The following is a 16,106-nucleotide window of genomic DNA, read 5'->3' on the forward strand; positions in this document are numbered from 1 at the left end:
ACCGTGCGGCGATGCCGCGCGCGATTGCGGTGCCATCCATGTCCGAAGAACGCCTCAACCTGTCCGAACTCAAGGCCAAGAGCCCGGCCGACCTGCTGTCCATGGCCGAGGAGTGGGAGATCGAGAACGCCTCGACCATGCGCAAGGGCGAGATGATGTTCCAGCTGCTGAAGGAACATGCCGAGGAGGGCGTGGAGATCGGCGGCGACGGCGTGCTGGAGGTCGTGCAGGACGGCTTCGGCTTCCTGCGCTCGACCGCGGCGAACTATCTGCCCGGTCCCGACGATATTTATGTCAGCCCCGACATGATCCGCCAGCATTCGCTGCGCACCGGCGACACGGTCGAGGGCGTGATCCGCGCGCCCGGAGAGAACGAGCGTTACTTCGCGCTGACCAAGGTGGAACGGATCAACTTCGAGGATCCCGAAAAGGCCCGTCACAAGGTGGCCTTCGACAACCTGACGCCGCTTTACCCGAACGAGCGGCTGAAGATGGAGGTCGAGGATCCGACTATCAAGGACCGTTCGGCCCGGATCATCGACCTGGTGGCGCCCATCGGCAAGGGCCAGCGGTCGCTGATCGTCGCGCCCCCGCGCACCGGCAAGACCGTGCTGTTGCAGAACATCGCCCATTCGATCGAGCGCAACCACCCGGAATGCTATCTGATCGTGCTGCTGATCGACGAACGTCCCGAGGAGGTGACCGACATGCAACGGTCGGTCAAGGGCGAGGTCGTGTCCTCGACCTTTGACGAACCGGCCAGCCGACACGTCGCCGTGTCCGAGATGGTGATCGAAAAGGCCAAACGTCTGGTTGAACATAAACGAGATGTTGTGATTCTTTTGGATTCTATCACAAGACTTGGTAGGGCGTTCAATACCGTTGTGCCAAGCTCGGGCAAGGTTCTTACGGGTGGCGTGGATGCCAATGCCTTGCAGCGGCCCAAGAGGTTCTTCGGAGCCGCGCGCAACATCGAGGAAGGCGGGTCGCTGACCATTATCGCCACGGCGCTGATCGACACCGGATCGCGCATGGACGAAGTGATTTTCGAGGAATTCAAGGGCACCGGCAACAGCGAGATCGTGCTGGACCGCAAGGTGGCCGACAAGCGCGTCTTCCCGGCGATGGACATCCTCAAGTCCGGGACGCGAAAGGAAGAACTGCTGGTCGATTCGAAGGATCTGCAAAAGACCTATCTGCTGCGCCGCATCCTGAACCCGATGGGCACGACGGACGCGATCGAGTTCCTGATCTCGAAACTGAAGCAGACCAAATCCAACACGGAATTCTTCGATTCGATGAACGCCTGACGGGGCTGCCATGGACCTGATCTTTGCCGAAGCCACCCCGCCTGGGCGGGGTGGCGTTTCCATTGTTCGCGTCAGCGGAGCGGGCGCGCGAACCGTGGCCGAGCGATTGGCAGGCCCTTTGCCGAAGCCGCGCCATGCCTATCTGCGCGAGATCGCCGATGGCGAGAACATCCTGGACCGCGCCCTTGTGATGTGGTTCGAAGCCGGCCACAGCTTCACGGGCGAGGACGTGGTGGAAATCCACCTTCATGGTGCCCCCGTGATCGTCAGACGTCTGGGGCAGCTTCTGAAGGCGCAGGGTCTGCGGCTGGCCGAAGCCGGAGAGTTCACGAAACGCGCCTTCCTGAACGGGAAGATGGATCTGTCCGAGGTGGAGGGACTGGGTGATCTTCTGGCTGCGGAGACCGAATCGCAGCGTCTTGCCGCCTTGCGGATGAGCAATGGCGAACTGGCGCGGAAGGCGGATGCCTGGCGATCGCTGCTGATCCGCGCAGGCGCCTTGGTCGAGAGCAGCGTCGATTTCGCCGATGAGGAGGTTCCAGAGGAGGTTCCTGGCGAGGTCTTCGAGTTGCTTGATATGTTCAAGGCTGAACTGGAAATGCAGATCAGAGGCTATGCGGCGGCGGAACGCATCCGCAATGGCTTCGAGGTTGCCGTCATCGGGCCCCCCAATGCCGGAAAATCCAGCCTGATCAACCGGATCGCCAAACGCGAAGTGGCCCTTGTGTCGGACATCGCCGGAACGACGCGCGACATCATTGAACTGCGTCTGGACCTGAAAGGGCTTGCGGTCACGCTGCTGGACACGGCAGGCCTGCGAAATGCCCGGGACGAACTGGAAAGCCGCGGCATCGACCGTGCGCGACAAAGGGCAGAGGCCGCAGATCTGCGGCTGCATCTGTCGCCCGAGGGAAAGGCAGACAACAGCCTCTGGCAGGAGGGCGACCTTGTCGTCGCAAGTAAGGCGGATTTGCACGACCTAGAACGCGGTTTATCTGTTTCCTCCGTAACGGGCGCAGGACTCGACATGCTTCTGGATAAGATGTTTGATGTTCTTTCCCAAAAGGCCTCGGGTGCGGCCTTGGTCAGCCATGAGCGACAATTGAACGCCTTGATGGCGGCGCGCAATGCGGTTGATGATGTTTATGAACTTCCAGCTGAGCTGTTGGCCGAGGCGGTTCGCCATGCCTCGTCATCTCTGGATCATTTGCTTGGCAGAATCGGCGCAGAGGATTATCTGGATGTTGTCTTCACCTCCTTCTGTATCGGCAAATAGGTGTTTCACGTGAAACATTACGATGTGATCGTCATTGGCGCAGGTCATGCTGGCCTAGAGGCAGCCGCTGCTTCGGCCCGGCTTGGCGCGGGAACCGCACTGATCACCATGCGGAAAGAGGATATTGGCACTCTGTCGTGCAACCCGGCTATTGGGGGTCTGGGAAAGGGTCATCTGGTCCGAGAGATCGACGCATTGGACGGGTTGATGGGCCGCATTGCCGATCAGGCTGGCATTCAGTTCAGACTTTTGAACAAAAGGAAAGGTCCAGCCGTGCAAGGGCCGCGCGCGCAGATGGACCGCAAGCTATACCGGTCAGCGGCATTCAGGGCAGCGTCTGCAATCCCGGGATTAGACCTGATCTATGGCGAAGTCGCGTCGCTGATTGGAGACAGCCAAGCTGTTTCAGGAGTTGAACTCTCTGACGGCTCAGCTCTGAACGCGCAGGCGGTTGTGCTGACAACTGGCACTTTCCTCAATGGCATGATCCACATCGGCGATGTCAGCCGGCCTGCCGGGCGGTGGGGCGATCAGGCTTCGAATCGTCTGGTAGTTTCTCTGCTGCGATATGCACTTCCGCTGGGGCGTCTGAAAACGGGCACTCCGCCCCGTCTGGACGGCCGTACCGTCAATTGGGACACTTTACAGGCCCAACCTGGGGATGATGAGCCGATCTTGTTCTCGTATCTCAGCAGCGGGGTTCAAGCACGGCAAATTTCTTGCGGGATCACGCATACGAACGCGCGGACCCACGACATTATCAAGAAGAACATTTCCCGATCCGCTATGTATGGGGGACATATCTCCGGGCGTGGACCGCGCTATTGTCCGTCAATCGAGGACAAGGTGCTGCGGTTTTCCGATAAGGACTCTCATCAGGTTTTTCTGGAACCCGAAGGACTGGACGACCACACGGTTTATCCGAATGGCATTTCAACTTCTTTGCCTGCTGATGTGCAACTCGACTATGTCAGAAGCATCGCTGGCCTTGAACGGGCCGAAATTCTACAGCCAGGATATGCGGTCGAATACGACTATGTCGATCCGCGCGCGTTGTCGCCAACGCTGCGGTTAAAGACGGTTTCAGGTCTTTACCTTGCCGGGCAGATCAATGGCACGACCGGGTACGAGGAGGCTGCGGCTCAAGGCTTGGTAGCGGGGCTCAATGCCGCCCTTTCGGCGCAGCGCCGCGAGCCGGCGATCTTCAGCCGGGCTGACAGCTACATCGGCGTGATGATCGACGATCTGACCACACGCGGCGTCACGGAACCGTATCGGATGTTCACATCCAGGGCCGAGTTCCGGCTCAGCTTGCGTGCCGACAACGCCGACCAGCGGCTTACCCCTTTGGGTATTTCGCTGGGATGTGTAAGCGAGACAAGACGAGAGACTTTCCTGCGCCGGCAAGAGCTTTATCGGCAAGCACGAACCAAACTGGAGTCGTCCAGCTTCACGCCGGCAGCTCTGATCAAGGCGGGCCTATCTGTTCGCCAGGACGGGCAACATCGGTCAGCTTTCTCCCTTTTGGGGCAGCAGGACATATCACAAGAGGCGCTTCAAAGCCTTGTTCCGGCTATGGCGGACATTTCGGTTGAGACGCTGCGTCAGCTTCGCAACGATGCCTTGTATGATCAGTATACGGACAGGCAGGCGAAGGATGCCGCGCTTCTGCGGAGCGACGAAGCGGTGGTTCTCTCCGACGCTGTTGATTACGGCAGTCTTTCCGGTCTTTCGAACGAGTTGAAAATGAAACTCGCTGCGGCGCGGCCGTCTTCCCTTGCTGCGGCGGCTAAGATCGAGGGGATGACACCCGCGGCGCTTACGCTTCTGCTGGCAGCGTCCCGCTCTGCCATCAAAAGACGCGCATGAGTGTTTCACGTGAAACATCCGATCGGTTGCAGATATATGCCGACCTTCTGGTACGCTGGAACAGCCGCATCAACCTTGTCGCGCCTGGAACCGTGGCGGATTTGCACGCTCGCCATATCGACGATTGCTTGCAAATAGCTGATCTGAGCAAAGAAACTGACGGTCATTGGGCGGATCTGGGCAGCGGAGGAGGGCTTCCCGGGCTTGTTCTTGCGATCGCCAAAGCTGATACCGATCTGTCCTTCACCCTTGTCGAAAGCGACCAGCGTAAATCGGCGTTTCTGCGGACGGTCATCCGCGCAACTGGTCTGACCAACGCATCGGTTGTGTCGCAGCGGATCGAGTCATCGCCGCCGCTGAATGCCGCCTATGTCAGTGCCCGGGCTCTTGCCCCGCTGCGCCAGCTTATGGCATATCTTGACAGGCACCTCGGGCCGACAGGAACGGCCTATTTGATGAAGGGCCGCCAATGGCGGGCCGAAGTCGAGGAAGCCCGGAAAGAATGGTCCTTTGAATATATCGCTCATCCCAGCCGGACCCAGGAAGGCGCGGTGACATTGGAAATAAGCGGAGTGTCTCATGGCGCAGAATAGCGTCGTTGCCATTGCCAACCAGAAAGGCGGGGTCGGCAAGACCACCACGGCAATCAATCTGGGCGCGGCCTTGGCCATGGAGGGTCACCGGACCATCCTGATTGATCTGGATCCGCAGGGTAATGCTTCCACAGGTCTGGGGATCGGTGCCGAACAGCGGCAGAAGACCGTTTACGACCTTCTGGCTGGGCCGGAATCCTTGACAGAGTGCCTGATCGCGACTCGCGTTTCCAATCTCAGCATCGTTCCTGCCACCCCCGATCTTTCCTCGGCGGATGTCGATCTGGCGCAGACAAAGGATCGCACCAGGCTGCTGCACCGCAAGCTCGAGGAAGCGCCAGATGGCAGCATCATCCTGATCGACTGTCCCCCCGCCTTGGGATTGTTGACCCTGAATGCCATGGTGGCTGCCGATGGCGTTCTTGTTCCCCTGCAAGCGGAATTCTATGCGCTCGAGGGGTTGTCGCAACTGCTGACCACCGTCAGGCATGTCCGGCAAAGCGGCAATCCGAACCTGCGTGTGAACGGCGTCCTGCTAACCATGTCCGATTACCGCAACAATCTGTCCCAGCAGGTCGAGGCCGACGCACGGGCGACCTTGGGCGATCTGGTTTTTCCGACTGTCATTCCCCGGAACGTCCGCGTGTCCGAAGCGCCGTCCTTTGCGCAACCCGTGCTGCTTTACGATCCCCAGTCCAAGGGCAGCGCCGCCTATCGCCAGTTCGCGGGCGAATTTGCAGCGCGTTTGAAACTCGTCAAAGAGGAAGCCTGATGTCCGACAGCAAACTTGCCAAGCGCGGCCTGGGTCGCGGGCTTTCCGCCTTGATGGCCGACCTGGACCTGGACGGACCGGCCGATGCAAAGCCCGTGAAGGACCGCACCCTGATCCCGATCGAGCAGATCACCGCCAATCCTGACCAGCCCCGGCGCAATTTCGATCCTGCCTCCTTGCAGGAACTGGCGGATTCGCTGCGGCAGCGCGGGGTGCTTCAACCGCTGATCGTGCGCAGGCATCCGCAGGACGAGGGGCTTTATCAGATCGTCGCGGGCGAACGGCGGTGGCGCGCGGCCCAAATGGCGCAGCTGCACGAACTTCCGGTCATCGTGCGCGATCTGTCCGACACAGAGGTTCTCGAAGTCGCGATCATCGAGAATATTCAGCGCGCCGACCTGAATGCCATCGAGGAGGCCGCCTCTTACCGCCAGCTGATGGATCGTTTTGGCCATACCCAGGAAAAGCTGGCCGAGGCCTTGAACAAGAGCCGCAGCCATATTGCCAACCTGTTGCGCCTTCTCAGCCTGCCGGATCAGGTGCAGGATCATCTCAAGGACGGCAAACTGACCGCCGGACACGCGCGTGCCTTGATCACGGCGGAGAACCCGGTCGCCTTGGCGAGGCGTGTCATCGACGGCGGCCTTTCCGTACGGGAAACCGAAGATCTTGTGCGCAAGCAGATCAAGACCCCAAGGGATGGTGACTCTGCCAAGACGTCGGTTCACGCCGAGAAGGATGCCGACACCCGGGCGCTGGAGGCTGATCTGGCGGCTCAGTTGAAAATGGCCGTGACGATCAGGCACACCGCTGCTGGCAGCGGCACGGTCAGCATCAGCTATGGCGACCTGGAGCAGCTGGACCGGCTTTGTCAGATCCTGGGCGGCACCGGCAGATCCTGAGACGACAGAAGATCATCCGGGACATCCACGTCCTTCAGGATCCCCGGCGAGACGGAAACGCGGCGCAGATCCGGCAAGGACCGCAACAGTTCGCCTGCGCCCCGGTCGCCCGTCAGGTTTTCCACCCGGGGAAACAGGGACCGGGGAATCAGCGCCGGTGGACAAATCCGGCGTCCGTCCGTTGCGGCGACTGGTCCCGGCGAACCGGCGATCTGTTGCAGAATCTCGGGCGTGACATGCGGCATATCCGCCAGCACGATCATGGCAGCCTGGTCGGCGACCTGCCGCAGACCGGCGCGGAGGGAGTCCGACTGTAGCCCGGTGCTGTAGATCAGCCGGAATTCGGGCAGCAGGCTTGCCACTGCCGGATCGGCGACAACGGCAAGGGCAGGCAAGCCCGTCCGAAGGATCGTTTCGGCCGCATGGCGGACCAGCGGCTTGCCGCGATAGGGTGCCTGCAACTTGCATCGGCGGCCAAAGCGCCGTGAACGCCCGGCCGCCAGAAGCAGGACGGTGGTCACGCAGCCGCCTCCAGCACCTCGGCCAGGACCGACACCGCAAGCACGCGCGGATCGCGGACCGAGGGGATCAGTCCGATCGGGCCCCGAAGCCGCTCCAGCCCTGTTCTCACGCCATGATCGCGCAGGCTGGCCAGACGCTTGTCCCGCGCCCGCTGCGATCCTTGGGCACCGATGTAAAAGGCGGGGGAATCCAGCGCCCGCGCCAGGATTGGCGGTTCCCAGTCGTGGTCATGGAAGAACAGCACAACGGCGCTGCGGTCGTCAATCTCCAGATCGGTCGGCAAGGCGGGCCAATGCAGAAGCCGCACCGGGGCGCCTGCGGTTTCGGCCTGCGTCAGGGTCTGCCGGTCTGGCGACAGCAGCAGATGCGGATAGCCCGCGGCGTGAACAAGCCCTGCGAAGATCGCGGCTTCGGGGCCTTGGCCGAAGATCAGGAAGCGCGGCGGGGGAACCAGCAGGATGCGAAAGCCGTCCGCGGTAGGTCCGGTCGGACCCGGCTCGCAACGGCGCAGCACCAGATCGGGGGCGACGCACAACCCGACAGGCTGGCGGTTGGCGCGCGCCGCGGCAACTTCGCCCAGAAGCCGGGGGCAGGGCCGGGGGATCAGGGCGATCTCGAGCCCGCCGCCGCAAGGCAGTTGCAGGTCGAACCAGGGCGAGCCTTCGCCATAGCGGACCACCCGCGGGCCGTCTTGCAGGGCCTGCCGGGCGTGAAGGGCCAGGTCGGTCTCGATGCACCCGGAGCTGAGCGAGCCGGTCTGACGGTCGCCGCAAAAGGCCATGATCTCGCCCAGGGGGCGATAGGACGGGCCGGTGATCCCGGTGATGATCGCCAGGACCGGATCGTTGCAGTCCATCGCGGCCGTCAAGGCATCGTCGGACAGACCGGCCCCGGGGTTGCAAGGCGCGGGGCCGCGCCGCATCACGGATCCAGCCCGGCGATGATCTTGTCGGGCGTCGCCGGCAGATCCCGGACTCGGACCCCGCAGGCATTGTGGATCGCGTTCAGCACCGCCGCCCCGGCGCCGCAGATGCCCAGTTCGCCCAACCCCTTGGCCTGCAAGGGACCGACGTAAGGATCGCGTTCGGGCAGAAAGTGGACCTCGAGCGGGGGAACGTCGGCATGGCAGGGGATGTGGTATTCCGCCAGATCCCGGCTGACGGCATGGCCGTCGCGGGGGTCATGCTCCATCGCCTCGGTCAGGGCGATGCCGATGCCGAAACTCATGCCGCCCAGACATTGCGACCGCGCGGTCTTTTCGTTGAGCACCCGTCCGCAGGCAAAGACCCCCATCATGCGGCGGACGCGGACCTCTCCGGTCCAGCGGTTGACGGCGACCTCGGCCCAATGGCTGCCCCATGTGGCCTGACGGTGCGACTTTTCGGTCTTGCCGGGCTCCAGATGGCCTTCGCCGGTGATCATGCCGTCCACCAGTTCCGACAGGGACCGGGCGACGTTGCCCGCCCGCGCCATGCCGTCTTGCAGGGTCAGGTCGCGTTCGTCGCAGCCCATGGCCTTGGCGATCCGCTGCCGGATCTCCTCGCAGGCCAGGAAAACGGCGTTGCCGCTGGAAGCCGCGCCAAAGGATCCGCCCGAGCCGGAGGCCGGGGGGAACCGCGTGTCGCCCAGCCGCACCTCGACCCGGTCGGGCGGCAGGCCCAGCATCTCGGCGGCCAGCTGGCCCAGGATCGTATAGGTGCCGGTGCCGATGTCGGTCATGTCGGTTTCGACAATGGCATGGCCATCCTGGACCAGCGTGACCTTGGCGCGCGATTCCATCAGCATGTTGACGCGGACGGCAGCCGCCATGCCCATGCCGATGAACCACTCGCCCTCGAGGCGCTGCCGGGGCATTCCGCGGTCGGACCAGCCGAAGCGTCGCGCCCCTTCGCGCAGGGCCTCGGCCAGCTTGTGGCTGGAAAAGGGGCGCTCGGTCGTGGGCTCGACATCGGGGATGTTCTTCAGGCGCAGTTCCACTGGGTCGATCCCGGCCATGTCGGCCAGTTCGTCCATGGCGCATTCGAACGCCGTGACGCCGACGGCCTCGCCCGGAGCGCGGACCGAACCCGCGCAGTTGCGGTGGATGCGCGCCACGGCATGGACGATCTGCCGGTGCGCCGCCTGATAGGTGAAGGGGGTGGCCTGGGCGACGGGTTCGGTGAATTCGCTGCCGGGCAGGTTCGACACAAGGACATCGTGGCCGATGCCGGTCAGGCGGCCCTCGGCGTCGCAGGCCAGACGGATCCGCTGGCGCGTCTCGGACCGGCGATGGGCCAGGTCGAAGACCTGCTGGCGGGTCATGGCGACCATCACCGGGCGGCCCAGCTGTTTGGCGGCAATGGCTGCGGCCACGGCTTCGGCGTTGATGCCCAGCTTGGATCCGAAGCCGCCGCCCACATAGGGGGACAAGAGCCGCAGCTTGCTTTCGCAAATACCCAGGGCGTCGGCCATCTGCTTGCGGTTCGACGACAGCATCTGAAGGGCGGCCCGGATCGTCACGCCGTCGCCGTCCCATTCGGCGATGGCGGCATGGGGTTCCATCGCGGCCGCCGTCTGCGACGGCGTGCGCCAGACCCGGTCCAGGGCAAAGGTCGCCTCGCGCATGGCCTTGTCCAGGTCGCCCGCCGCCGACTGCTTTTTCGGGGGCAGTTCGGGCGTGACCGATTCCGGGTCCACCGGCACGGTTTCCGGCTTATAGCGGACGGCGATGTTCTGGGCGGCGTGGCGCGCGGCCTCAAAGGTTTCGGCCACCACCAGGGCGATGGACTGGCCCATGTATTCGACGCGGGCCGGCCCCGCGGCCGGTCCCTTTTCGTCCAGGCCCTGGGCGGCATGGCGGATCATCCGCTTGTCCTGGATCACGGCAAGGGCGCCCGGCGCATCGCCGATGTCCAGCACCTTGCCCGCGGGGACGGATGCCTGGACCAGCACGCCATAAGCCAGGTTCCCGGGCCGGGCCTCGGCCGCATAGGTTGCCCGGCCCGAGACCTTCAGCGGGCCTTCCAGGCGGTTCAGGGGCTGGCCGATCACGCCCTGTGCCATGTGGTCCAGACGGTCGTCGTGGTTCGGGCCATCGACCCGCAGGTGCCGTGTCATGCCTGGGCCTCCATTCCGGTCGCGTCGCGCAGGGTCGCCATCAGCGTCCGACGCAGCAGGGGGATCTTGAACTGGTTTTCGCCCTGGGCCTGCGCAGGCCGCAGCAGGATCTCGGCGGCCTCGCGGAACAGCGCGTCGGACGGTTCCCGGCCCAGCAGCAGGGCCTCGACATCCGGGTCGCGCCAGGGCTTGTGCGCGACCCCGCCAAAGGCCAGGGCCGCCTGGCTGATGCGGCCGCCGTCGGTGCCGACGATCGCCGCCACCGAAACCAGCGCAAAGGCATAGGACGCCCGGTCCCGCACCTTGCGGTAACGGTGCTGGCCGCCCGGAGGGGCGGGCAGGATCACGGCGGTGATGATCTCGCCCGGTTGCAGAACGGTCTCGACATGCGGCGTGTCGCCCGGCAGCAGGTGGAACTCGGCCAGGGGAACCCGGCGGGGCGAGGGGCCGTCGATTTCCACAACCGCGTCCAGCGCGCGCAGCGCCACGGCCATGTCGCCGGGATAGGTGGCGATGCACTTGTTCGACGCGCCCAGGATCGCATGGTTGCGCGTCACGCCGCCGATGGCCTGGCAGCCCGCGCCGGGATCGCGCTTGTTGCAGGCCATGCGGCGGTCGTAGAAATACGGACAGCGCGTGCGCTGCATCAGGTTGCCGCCGGTCGTGGCCATGTTGCGCAACTGCCCGCTGGCCCCCGCCAGCAGCGCGCGCGACAGCACCGGATAATGGCGCCGGACGGTCGGATGCGCGGCCAGGTCGCTGTTGCGGACCAGGGCGCCGATGCGCAGCCCCTCGCCCTCGGGCTCGATCCGGTCCAGGGCCAGGCGGGTGATGTCCACCAGCGCCTCGGGGGCCATCACCTCGAGCTTCATCAGGTCCAGCAGGTTGGTGCCGCCCGCGATGATCGTGGCGCCCGCGGGCAGATCCGCCACCGAACCCGCGCGGTGAAAGGTGAATTCCTTCATGCCGCGTCCTCGCGCCCGGTGTCCTGCGCGGCCTGCCGGATGGCCGCGACGATGTTGGCGTAAGCGGCGCAGCGGCACAGGTTGCCGCTCATCCGCTCGGCGATCTCGGCATGGGTCAGTTCATAGGGACCGTCGAGGGATTCGGACGCATGGCTGGGCCAGCCCGCCGCGATCTCGTCCAGCATCCCGGTGGCCGAACAGATCTGGCCGGGGGTGCAATAGCCGCACTGGAAGCCGTCGTGGTCCAGGAACTGCCGCTGCATGGGCGACAGGTGCCCGGGCGCGCCCAGGCCCTCGATGGTGGTGATGTCGCGGTCCTCGGCCATGCAGGCCAGCACCAGGCAGGCATTGACCCGCCGCCCGTCCATCAGCACCGTGCAGGCCCCGCATTGGCCATGGTCGCAACCCTTCTTGGTGCCCGTCAGGCCCAGATGATGGCGAAGCGCATCCAGAAGCGTGGTGCGCGGATCCACGTCCAGGCGATGGGACGTGCCGTTCAGGTGAAGCGTGATCTGCATGAGGTTCCCGTGCTGGCATGGCGGCTGGCCCCCTTCAACGGTTCAACGCCCGCTGCGTTCCCTCCAAACCCGCTTTCACAGGCGGAACGGTGGCGTGGCCCGGGCGTTTGGCCCCCGACGCAACCCCCCGGAGGAAAGCATGTCCACATCCAACACCACCCAGGATCACGACACGATCCGCGAATGGGCCGAATCGCGCGGCGGCCACCCCGCCATGGTGGAAACAAAGGGCGAAGGCGGGATCCTGCGCATCGACTTCGGCGAGGAAGAGGAAGGCCTGACCCGGATTTCCTGGGACGAGTTCTTCGAGATCTTCGACGAGAACGGCTTGCACTTCCTGTATCAGGAAGAAACGGCGGGCGGCGACACCAGCCGGTTCAACAAGTTCGTTTCGGAAGAAAAGTGACGGCGGGGCAGGCGTCGCGGGCCTTCAGCGGCGCGCGATGTCCTGCCCGCCCATCTCGCGCAGGGTGTCTTCCACCGTGCCCGCCCGATCGGACGCGACATCGACCGACAGCCTGATCGCGCCGCGCAGGGCGGCATCCTCCTGGGCGCCGTCCTTGTTTCGGTCGCCGCCGGAAATCCGGTTGCCCGCCGTGTTGCTGCCGCCGGCGGGTTCGGCGAAGATGTCGGCGCGGTTCAGCCCGTGCTGCTGGACCAGATGCTCGATGGCGTAATCGGCGGCTTCCCGCGTCTCGAACAGGGCCGAGACGGAAGTGGTGGCGTTGTCCGACATTGAATCCTCCTTGTGGTTCGGGATTGGGGGCAGCAGGCGATCGACCGCCCAGGCCGCGGCCAGGCCCAGGGCCGCGCCCGCGGCGACATCGGCCGGGTAATGCTTGGCGCGCGGGATCTGCACCGCCGCGATCAGCGCGGCAAGACCCCAGGCCAGTCCCGCCAGCGCGGGCCGGTCGCGCGCGACCACGCGGGCCACCGCGACCGCTCCGGTCGTGTGGCCGGACGGAAAAGAGGTTTCGTGACCCCCTTCGGCTTCGCCGGCTTCGAACTGATAATCGCGCTCCTGGACCATCTTTTCCGGGCGGGTGCGGCGCAACCGGTTCTTGATGCGGCGCTTGAGGACGTTGGCCAGCACATGCGCGGCCATCATCCGCACCCCGGTGCGCGCGATGTCCCCGCGCCCGCCCAGCAGGCCGCCCGCGATCACGGCCCCGCACAGCGTCGTCAGCTGCACCTGGTCGGCCAGTTCGCTGAAGGTGCCCAGGGTCTTGACCATCGGATGATGGCGGTGCCGGGCGGCGGCCTTGGCGGCCTCGATGTCCACCCGCTCCAGCCCCTCGGCCCGGGCGGCGGGATCGTTGGTGCCGGTCTGGTCTGGGCCGGTCTGGTCTAGGCCGGTCTGGCCGGGGGCGGTCTGGTCGGGCAGGTGTGACATGCCTCGGTAACGGCGGGCGCCCGGCCCGGTTCCGCCCCGTTGTGGAACAATCCCCGCGCGAGCCGGTTTCCCTTGACGCCACCATCGACACGAAACGGAGGATCGAGAATGGCTCATGCCAGCAAGAAGAAATTCGGCGCAGGCCAGCAGGACCAGGGCAAGGGGGACGGCACCGGCGGCATGGCCCCTGACGTGCCCGACCAGCTGCCCGACAACGAGATCCTGTCGAACCGCGACAAGTCGCGCCATTCCGACCAGCGGGGCCTCGATTCCCGTCATGTCGACACCGAGCAGCTGCACGACCATGTCGGCAACCGCGACGGCGACGCCGATCAGGAGGACTAGGCCATGTCCGGCAAGCATCCCAAGACCGATCGGCCGTCGGACAAGGATCTGCGCCAGGATCCGGGCATCGGCCAGTCCAAGGGCATGCCCGGCCCCGGCGATCCGCCGATCGGCGGCGACAACACCGCCGAAGGCGACGTGCTGAACGACACCACCCCGCAGGGCGGCGTCGATCCGAACCAGCGCGGCCGCACCAACAAGTAGCGCAGGAGAAAGCCATGGTGGGCAAGAAGACAAAGGACCAGCAGCAGCGCATCATCGAAAAGCGCGTCGACACCACCAACGCGGATGCCGATTTCGATCCGCGCCCCGACCTGAAGGCTTCGGACAAGCGCGAGGCGCGGAAGGACGAGGACGAGGCGAGGGACTAGATGTCCGCCGCGGACGGCCTGGCCCAGGCCATCGCCGGCGGCTGCACCCGGCTGCCGCCGCTGGACGAGGCAGGCTTTGCGGCGATCGCCGACCGATGGGCGGATTGCCGCGTCCTGATGCTGGGCGAGGCGAGCCATGGAACGGCGGAATTCTATCAGGCCCGCGCCGCGATCACCCGCCGCATGATCGAACGCCACGGCGTCAGGATCGTCGCGGTCGAGGCCGACTGGCCCGACGCGGCGGTTCTGGACCGCCATGTGCGCGGCCTTCCCCCGCGTGGAAACGCCGAAAGGCCGTTCCAGAGGTTTCCGCGCTGGATGTGGCGCAATGCCCCTGTCGCGGGGCTGGTGGACTGGATGCGCGACTGGAACCGGGACAGGGCGCCAGAGGATCAGGCGGGCTTTCACGGTCTGGACATGTACAACCTTTCCGCCTCGATCGGGGCGGTTCTGGATTACCTCGACAACACCGACCCCGAGGCCGCCGTGGTGGCGCGCCGGCGCTATGGCTGCCTCGAACCCTGGACCGGACAGCCCGCCGCCTATGGCCGCCTTGCGGGCTCGGGCTATCACGGATGCGAACAGGCGGTCGTCCAGCAATGCCGCGAGTTGCTGGCCCGGGCCCTGGAAGGGCGGGACCAGCTGGATGCGGCCCAGAACGCCCGGCTTGTCGCATCCGCCGAACGCTATTACCGCGTCATGTACCGGGGCGGGGCGGAAGCCTGGAACCTGCGCGACAGCCACATGGCCGATACGCTGGACCATCTGCTGCAAGCGGGCGGGGCAGGGTCCAAGGCGGTGGTCTGGGCGCACAATTCGCATATCGGCGATGCCCGCCGGACCGAGATGGGCAGCCGCCTGGGCGAACACAACCTGGGCCAGCTGGCCCGCGAACGCTGGGGGGCAGGGGTCGTTCTTGTGGGTTTCGGCACCCACTGCGGCACCGTCACGGCGGCCTCGGACTGGAACGGCAAGGCGCAGGTCATGACCGTCCTGCCCTCGCAACCCGACAGCTTCGAGCGGCTTTGCCATGACAGCGGGATTTCGTGCTTCCTGCTGGATTTTCGGAACGGCGGCGAATTGGCCGCGCGGTTGTCGCAGCCCTTTCCGCAACGCTTCATCGGCGTGATCTATCGGCCCGAAAACGAGCGGGTCAGCCACTACATGCAAGCCCATGCGGGACAGCAGTACGACGGCTGGATCTGGTTCGACCGGACGCAGGCGCTGGTCGGCGGAGGGAATCCGGGCCAGCAGGACGATCTGCCCGACACCTGGCCGTTCGGGTTGTGAGATGGGCGGGCCGGACGACCGCATCTTCGCCGACCGGGCCGAGGCCGGGGCATTGCTGGCCAAGCGCCTGATGCCCCATCGGGGCCAGGACTGCGTGGTTCTGGCCCTGCCGCGCGGGGGCGTGCCCGTCGCGCTGCCGGTGGCGCGGATGCTGGCCGCCCCGCTCGACCTTCTGTTCGTGCGCAAGATCGGCGCGCCGGGCTATCCCGAATTCGCCATAGGCGCGGTCGTGGACGGCGACAGCCCGCAGGTGGTCGCGAACCAGGACATGCCGTCCCCCCTTGCCGCCCCCGGCGGCTATCTGAAAACCGAGGTGCCGCGCCTGCTGGCCGAAATCGACCGGCGCAGGCAGCTTTACCGGAACGGGCGCGAGGCTGTTCCGGTCGCGGGAAAGGTCGCCATCGTGGTGGATGACGGCATCGCCACGGGCGCCACCATGCGGGCGGGATTGCTGGGACTGGCCCGGCAGAACCCCGCCCGCATCGTGCTGGCCGTCCCCGTCGCGGCACGCGAGGCCCTGGACAGCCTGCGGGCCGCCGCCGACGAGGTCGTTTGCCTGCGGATCCCCGACCGTTTCCGCGCGGTCGGCCTGCATTACCGCGATTTCGCGCAGGTCGGCGATGCCGAGGTGGTGGCCGCCTTGCGCGACGCGAACCCGGCCGGGTAGGCTTTCGGAAGGCTCTCCGCCAAGGGTTCTTCTTGCCTTTTTCGGGGGAACGGGCTTTCGTGGATCCAGCCAGTGCCGGCCCCCGAAAGCTGCCGGTCCCCTTGTCCCGGAGCCCCGCCATGTCTCTCGACCATCCCGTGAACGACCTTTCGCACGTTGTCGCCGCCGACCGGGCGCATGTCTGGCATCATCTGAGCCAGCACAAGCAATACGAGAC

Annotated in this window: 18 protein-coding genes; 12 read left to right on the forward strand and 6 right to left on the reverse strand. The window is 65.3% G+C overall.

What is annotated here, in order from left to right:
• The first annotated feature begins 38 nt into the window (after positions 1–38).
• The 6 genes from rho to ACFOM8_RS12790 are packed head-to-tail and all read left to right on the forward strand — an operon-like array spanning position 39 to position 6,722.
• A complete protein-coding gene (rho, locus tag ACFOM8_RS12765; RefSeq protein WP_377761890.1) occupies positions 39–1,310 on the forward strand; it encodes a transcription termination factor Rho in 1,272 nt (423 codons plus the stop codon).
• Positions 1,311–1,320: 10 nt separating this feature from the next.
• Entirely contained in the window at positions 1,321–2,586 is a 1,266-nt protein-coding gene (gene mnmE, locus ACFOM8_RS12770; RefSeq protein ID WP_377761892.1) for a tRNA uridine-5-carboxymethylaminomethyl(34) synthesis GTPase MnmE, read from the forward strand.
• Complete coding sequence (gene mnmG, locus ACFOM8_RS12775) at positions 2,587–4,455, forward strand: tRNA uridine-5-carboxymethylaminomethyl(34) synthesis enzyme MnmG (RefSeq protein WP_377761893.1); 1,869 nt, start codon at positions 2,587–2,589, stop codon at positions 4,453–4,455.
• A complete protein-coding gene (rsmG, locus tag ACFOM8_RS12780; protein WP_377761895.1) occupies positions 4,452–5,048 on the forward strand; it encodes a 16S rRNA (guanine(527)-N(7))-methyltransferase RsmG in 597 nt (198 codons plus the stop codon). Before mnmG ends, rsmG begins: the two co-directional genes overlap by 4 nt.
• The gene (locus tag ACFOM8_RS12785; protein ID WP_377761897.1) at positions 5,035–5,820 is read left to right on the forward strand and encodes a ParA family protein; all 786 of its coding nucleotides are present in this window, start codon (positions 5,035–5,037) and stop codon (positions 5,818–5,820) included. Before rsmG ends, ACFOM8_RS12785 begins: the two co-directional genes overlap by 14 nt.
• Positions 5,820–6,722 (forward strand): ParB/RepB/Spo0J family partition protein, encoded by a 903-nt coding sequence (locus ACFOM8_RS12790; RefSeq protein WP_377761899.1) that lies wholly within the window; start codon positions 5,820–5,822, stop codon positions 6,720–6,722. The genes ACFOM8_RS12785 and ACFOM8_RS12790 overlap by 1 nt, the downstream gene beginning before the upstream one ends.
• Here the strand turns inward: ACFOM8_RS12790 and ACFOM8_RS12795 are convergent.
• From ACFOM8_RS12795 to ACFOM8_RS12815, 5 genes are read right to left on the reverse strand one after another with little or no spacing between them, the layout of a single operon-like run.
• Entirely contained in the window at positions 6,692–7,243 is a 552-nt protein-coding gene (locus tag ACFOM8_RS12795; RefSeq protein ID WP_377761901.1) for a nucleotidyltransferase family protein, read from the reverse strand. The two genes, ACFOM8_RS12790 and ACFOM8_RS12795, sit on opposite strands and share 31 nt — an antisense overlap.
• Positions 7,240–8,112, reverse strand: coding sequence for an XdhC family protein (locus ACFOM8_RS12800; protein WP_377761903.1), 873 nt, complete (start codon positions 8,110–8,112; stop codon positions 7,240–7,242). Before ACFOM8_RS12800 ends, ACFOM8_RS12795 begins: the two co-directional genes overlap by 4 nt.
• Before the next feature lie 53 nt (positions 8,113–8,165).
• A complete protein-coding gene (locus tag ACFOM8_RS12805) occupies positions 8,166–10,340 on the reverse strand; it encodes a xanthine dehydrogenase family protein molybdopterin-binding subunit (protein ID WP_377761905.1) in 2,175 nt (724 codons plus the stop codon).
• Positions 10,337–11,305, reverse strand: coding sequence for an FAD binding domain-containing protein (locus ACFOM8_RS12810; RefSeq protein ID WP_377761906.1), 969 nt, complete (start codon positions 11,303–11,305; stop codon positions 10,337–10,339). Before ACFOM8_RS12810 ends, ACFOM8_RS12805 begins: the two co-directional genes overlap by 4 nt.
• Positions 11,302–11,823, reverse strand: coding sequence for a 2Fe-2S iron-sulfur cluster-binding protein (locus ACFOM8_RS12815; RefSeq protein ID WP_377761907.1), 522 nt, complete (start codon positions 11,821–11,823; stop codon positions 11,302–11,304). Before ACFOM8_RS12815 ends, ACFOM8_RS12810 begins: the two co-directional genes overlap by 4 nt.
• Positions 11,824–11,962: 139 nt before the next feature.
• Between ACFOM8_RS12815 and ACFOM8_RS12820 the strand changes: the two genes are divergently transcribed.
• Entirely contained in the window at positions 11,963–12,229 is a 267-nt protein-coding gene (locus ACFOM8_RS12820) for a hypothetical protein (protein WP_377761909.1), read from the forward strand.
• A gap of 24 nt (positions 12,230–12,253) precedes the next feature.
• On the opposite strand, the gene ACFOM8_RS12825 is transcribed toward ACFOM8_RS12820, so the two are convergent.
• On the reverse strand, positions 12,254–13,216 hold the full coding sequence (locus ACFOM8_RS12825; RefSeq protein ID WP_377761911.1) for a phosphatase PAP2 family protein: 963 nt from the start codon (positions 13,214–13,216) through the stop codon (positions 12,254–12,256).
• 108 nt (positions 13,217–13,324) lie between these two features.
• Here ACFOM8_RS12825 and ACFOM8_RS12830 point away from each other — a divergent pair, with 108 nt between their 5' ends.
• Genes ACFOM8_RS12830 through ACFOM8_RS12850 form a run of 5 tightly spaced genes read left to right on the forward strand, consistent with a single transcriptional unit; the run spans position 13,325 to position 15,889 of the window.
• A complete protein-coding gene (locus ACFOM8_RS12830; protein WP_377761913.1) occupies positions 13,325–13,561 on the forward strand; it encodes a hypothetical protein in 237 nt (78 codons plus the stop codon).
• Between the two features lie 3 nt (positions 13,562–13,564).
• Positions 13,565–13,765 carry a hypothetical protein gene (locus ACFOM8_RS12835; protein WP_377761915.1) on the forward strand — a complete coding sequence of 67 codons (201 nt, stop codon included), beginning with the start codon at positions 13,565–13,567 and terminating at the stop codon, positions 13,763–13,765.
• Positions 13,766–13,779: 14 nt separating this feature from the next.
• Complete coding sequence (locus tag ACFOM8_RS12840; RefSeq protein ID WP_377761917.1) at positions 13,780–13,932, forward strand: hypothetical protein; 153 nt, start codon at positions 13,780–13,782, stop codon at positions 13,930–13,932.
• A complete protein-coding gene (locus ACFOM8_RS12845; RefSeq protein WP_377761919.1) occupies positions 13,933–15,222 on the forward strand; it encodes an erythromycin esterase family protein in 1,290 nt (429 codons plus the stop codon).
• A 1-nt stretch (position 15,223) separates the two neighbouring features.
• Positions 15,224–15,889 (forward strand): phosphoribosyltransferase, encoded by a 666-nt coding sequence (locus tag ACFOM8_RS12850; protein WP_377761921.1) that lies wholly within the window; start codon positions 15,224–15,226, stop codon positions 15,887–15,889.
• Positions 15,890–16,106 lie beyond the last annotated feature (217 nt).

This window comes from Paracoccus angustae (genome assembly GCF_042648745.1).
GTDB classification, from domain to species: domain Bacteria; phylum Pseudomonadota; class Alphaproteobacteria; order Rhodobacterales; family Rhodobacteraceae; genus Paracoccus; species Paracoccus angustae.

Excerpts from the sequence above, each read along its gene's own strand:
- rho (WP_377761890.1), top strand. The coding sequence starts at position 39 with ATGTCCGAAGAACGCCTCAACCTGTCCGAACTCAAGGCCAAGAGCCCG.
- ACFOM8_RS12820 (WP_377761909.1), top strand. The coding sequence starts at position 11,963 with ATGTCCACATCCAACACCACCCAGGATCACGACACGATCCGCGAATGG.
- ACFOM8_RS12810 (WP_377761906.1), bottom strand. The coding sequence starts at position 11,305 with ATGAAGGAATTCACCTTTCACCGCGCGGGTTCGGTGGCGGATCTGCCC.
- ACFOM8_RS12835 (WP_377761915.1), top strand. The coding sequence starts at position 13,565 with ATGTCCGGCAAGCATCCCAAGACCGATCGGCCGTCGGACAAGGATCTG.
- ACFOM8_RS12850 (WP_377761921.1), top strand. The coding sequence starts at position 15,224 with ATGGGCGGGCCGGACGACCGCATCTTCGCCGACCGGGCCGAGGCCGGG.
- ACFOM8_RS12825 (WP_377761911.1), bottom strand. The coding sequence starts at position 13,216 with ATGTCACACCTGCCCGACCAGACCGCCCCCGGCCAGACCGGCCTAGAC.
- rsmG (WP_377761895.1), top strand. The coding sequence starts at position 4,452 with ATGAGTGTTTCACGTGAAACATCCGATCGGTTGCAGATATATGCCGAC.
- ACFOM8_RS12840 (WP_377761917.1), top strand. The coding sequence starts at position 13,780 with ATGGTGGGCAAGAAGACAAAGGACCAGCAGCAGCGCATCATCGAAAAG.
- ACFOM8_RS12805 (WP_377761905.1), bottom strand. The coding sequence starts at position 10,340 with ATGACACGGCACCTGCGGGTCGATGGCCCGAACCACGACGACCGTCTG.
- ACFOM8_RS12785 (WP_377761897.1), top strand. The coding sequence starts at position 5,035 with ATGGCGCAGAATAGCGTCGTTGCCATTGCCAACCAGAAAGGCGGGGTC.
- mnmE (WP_377761892.1), top strand. The coding sequence starts at position 1,321 with ATGGACCTGATCTTTGCCGAAGCCACCCCGCCTGGGCGGGGTGGCGTT.
- ACFOM8_RS12845 (WP_377761919.1), top strand. The coding sequence starts at position 13,933 with ATGTCCGCCGCGGACGGCCTGGCCCAGGCCATCGCCGGCGGCTGCACC.
- ACFOM8_RS12830 (WP_377761913.1), top strand. The coding sequence starts at position 13,325 with ATGGCTCATGCCAGCAAGAAGAAATTCGGCGCAGGCCAGCAGGACCAG.
- ACFOM8_RS12790 (WP_377761899.1), top strand. The coding sequence starts at position 5,820 with ATGTCCGACAGCAAACTTGCCAAGCGCGGCCTGGGTCGCGGGCTTTCC.
- ACFOM8_RS12815 (WP_377761907.1), bottom strand. The coding sequence starts at position 11,823 with ATGCAGATCACGCTTCACCTGAACGGCACGTCCCATCGCCTGGACGTG.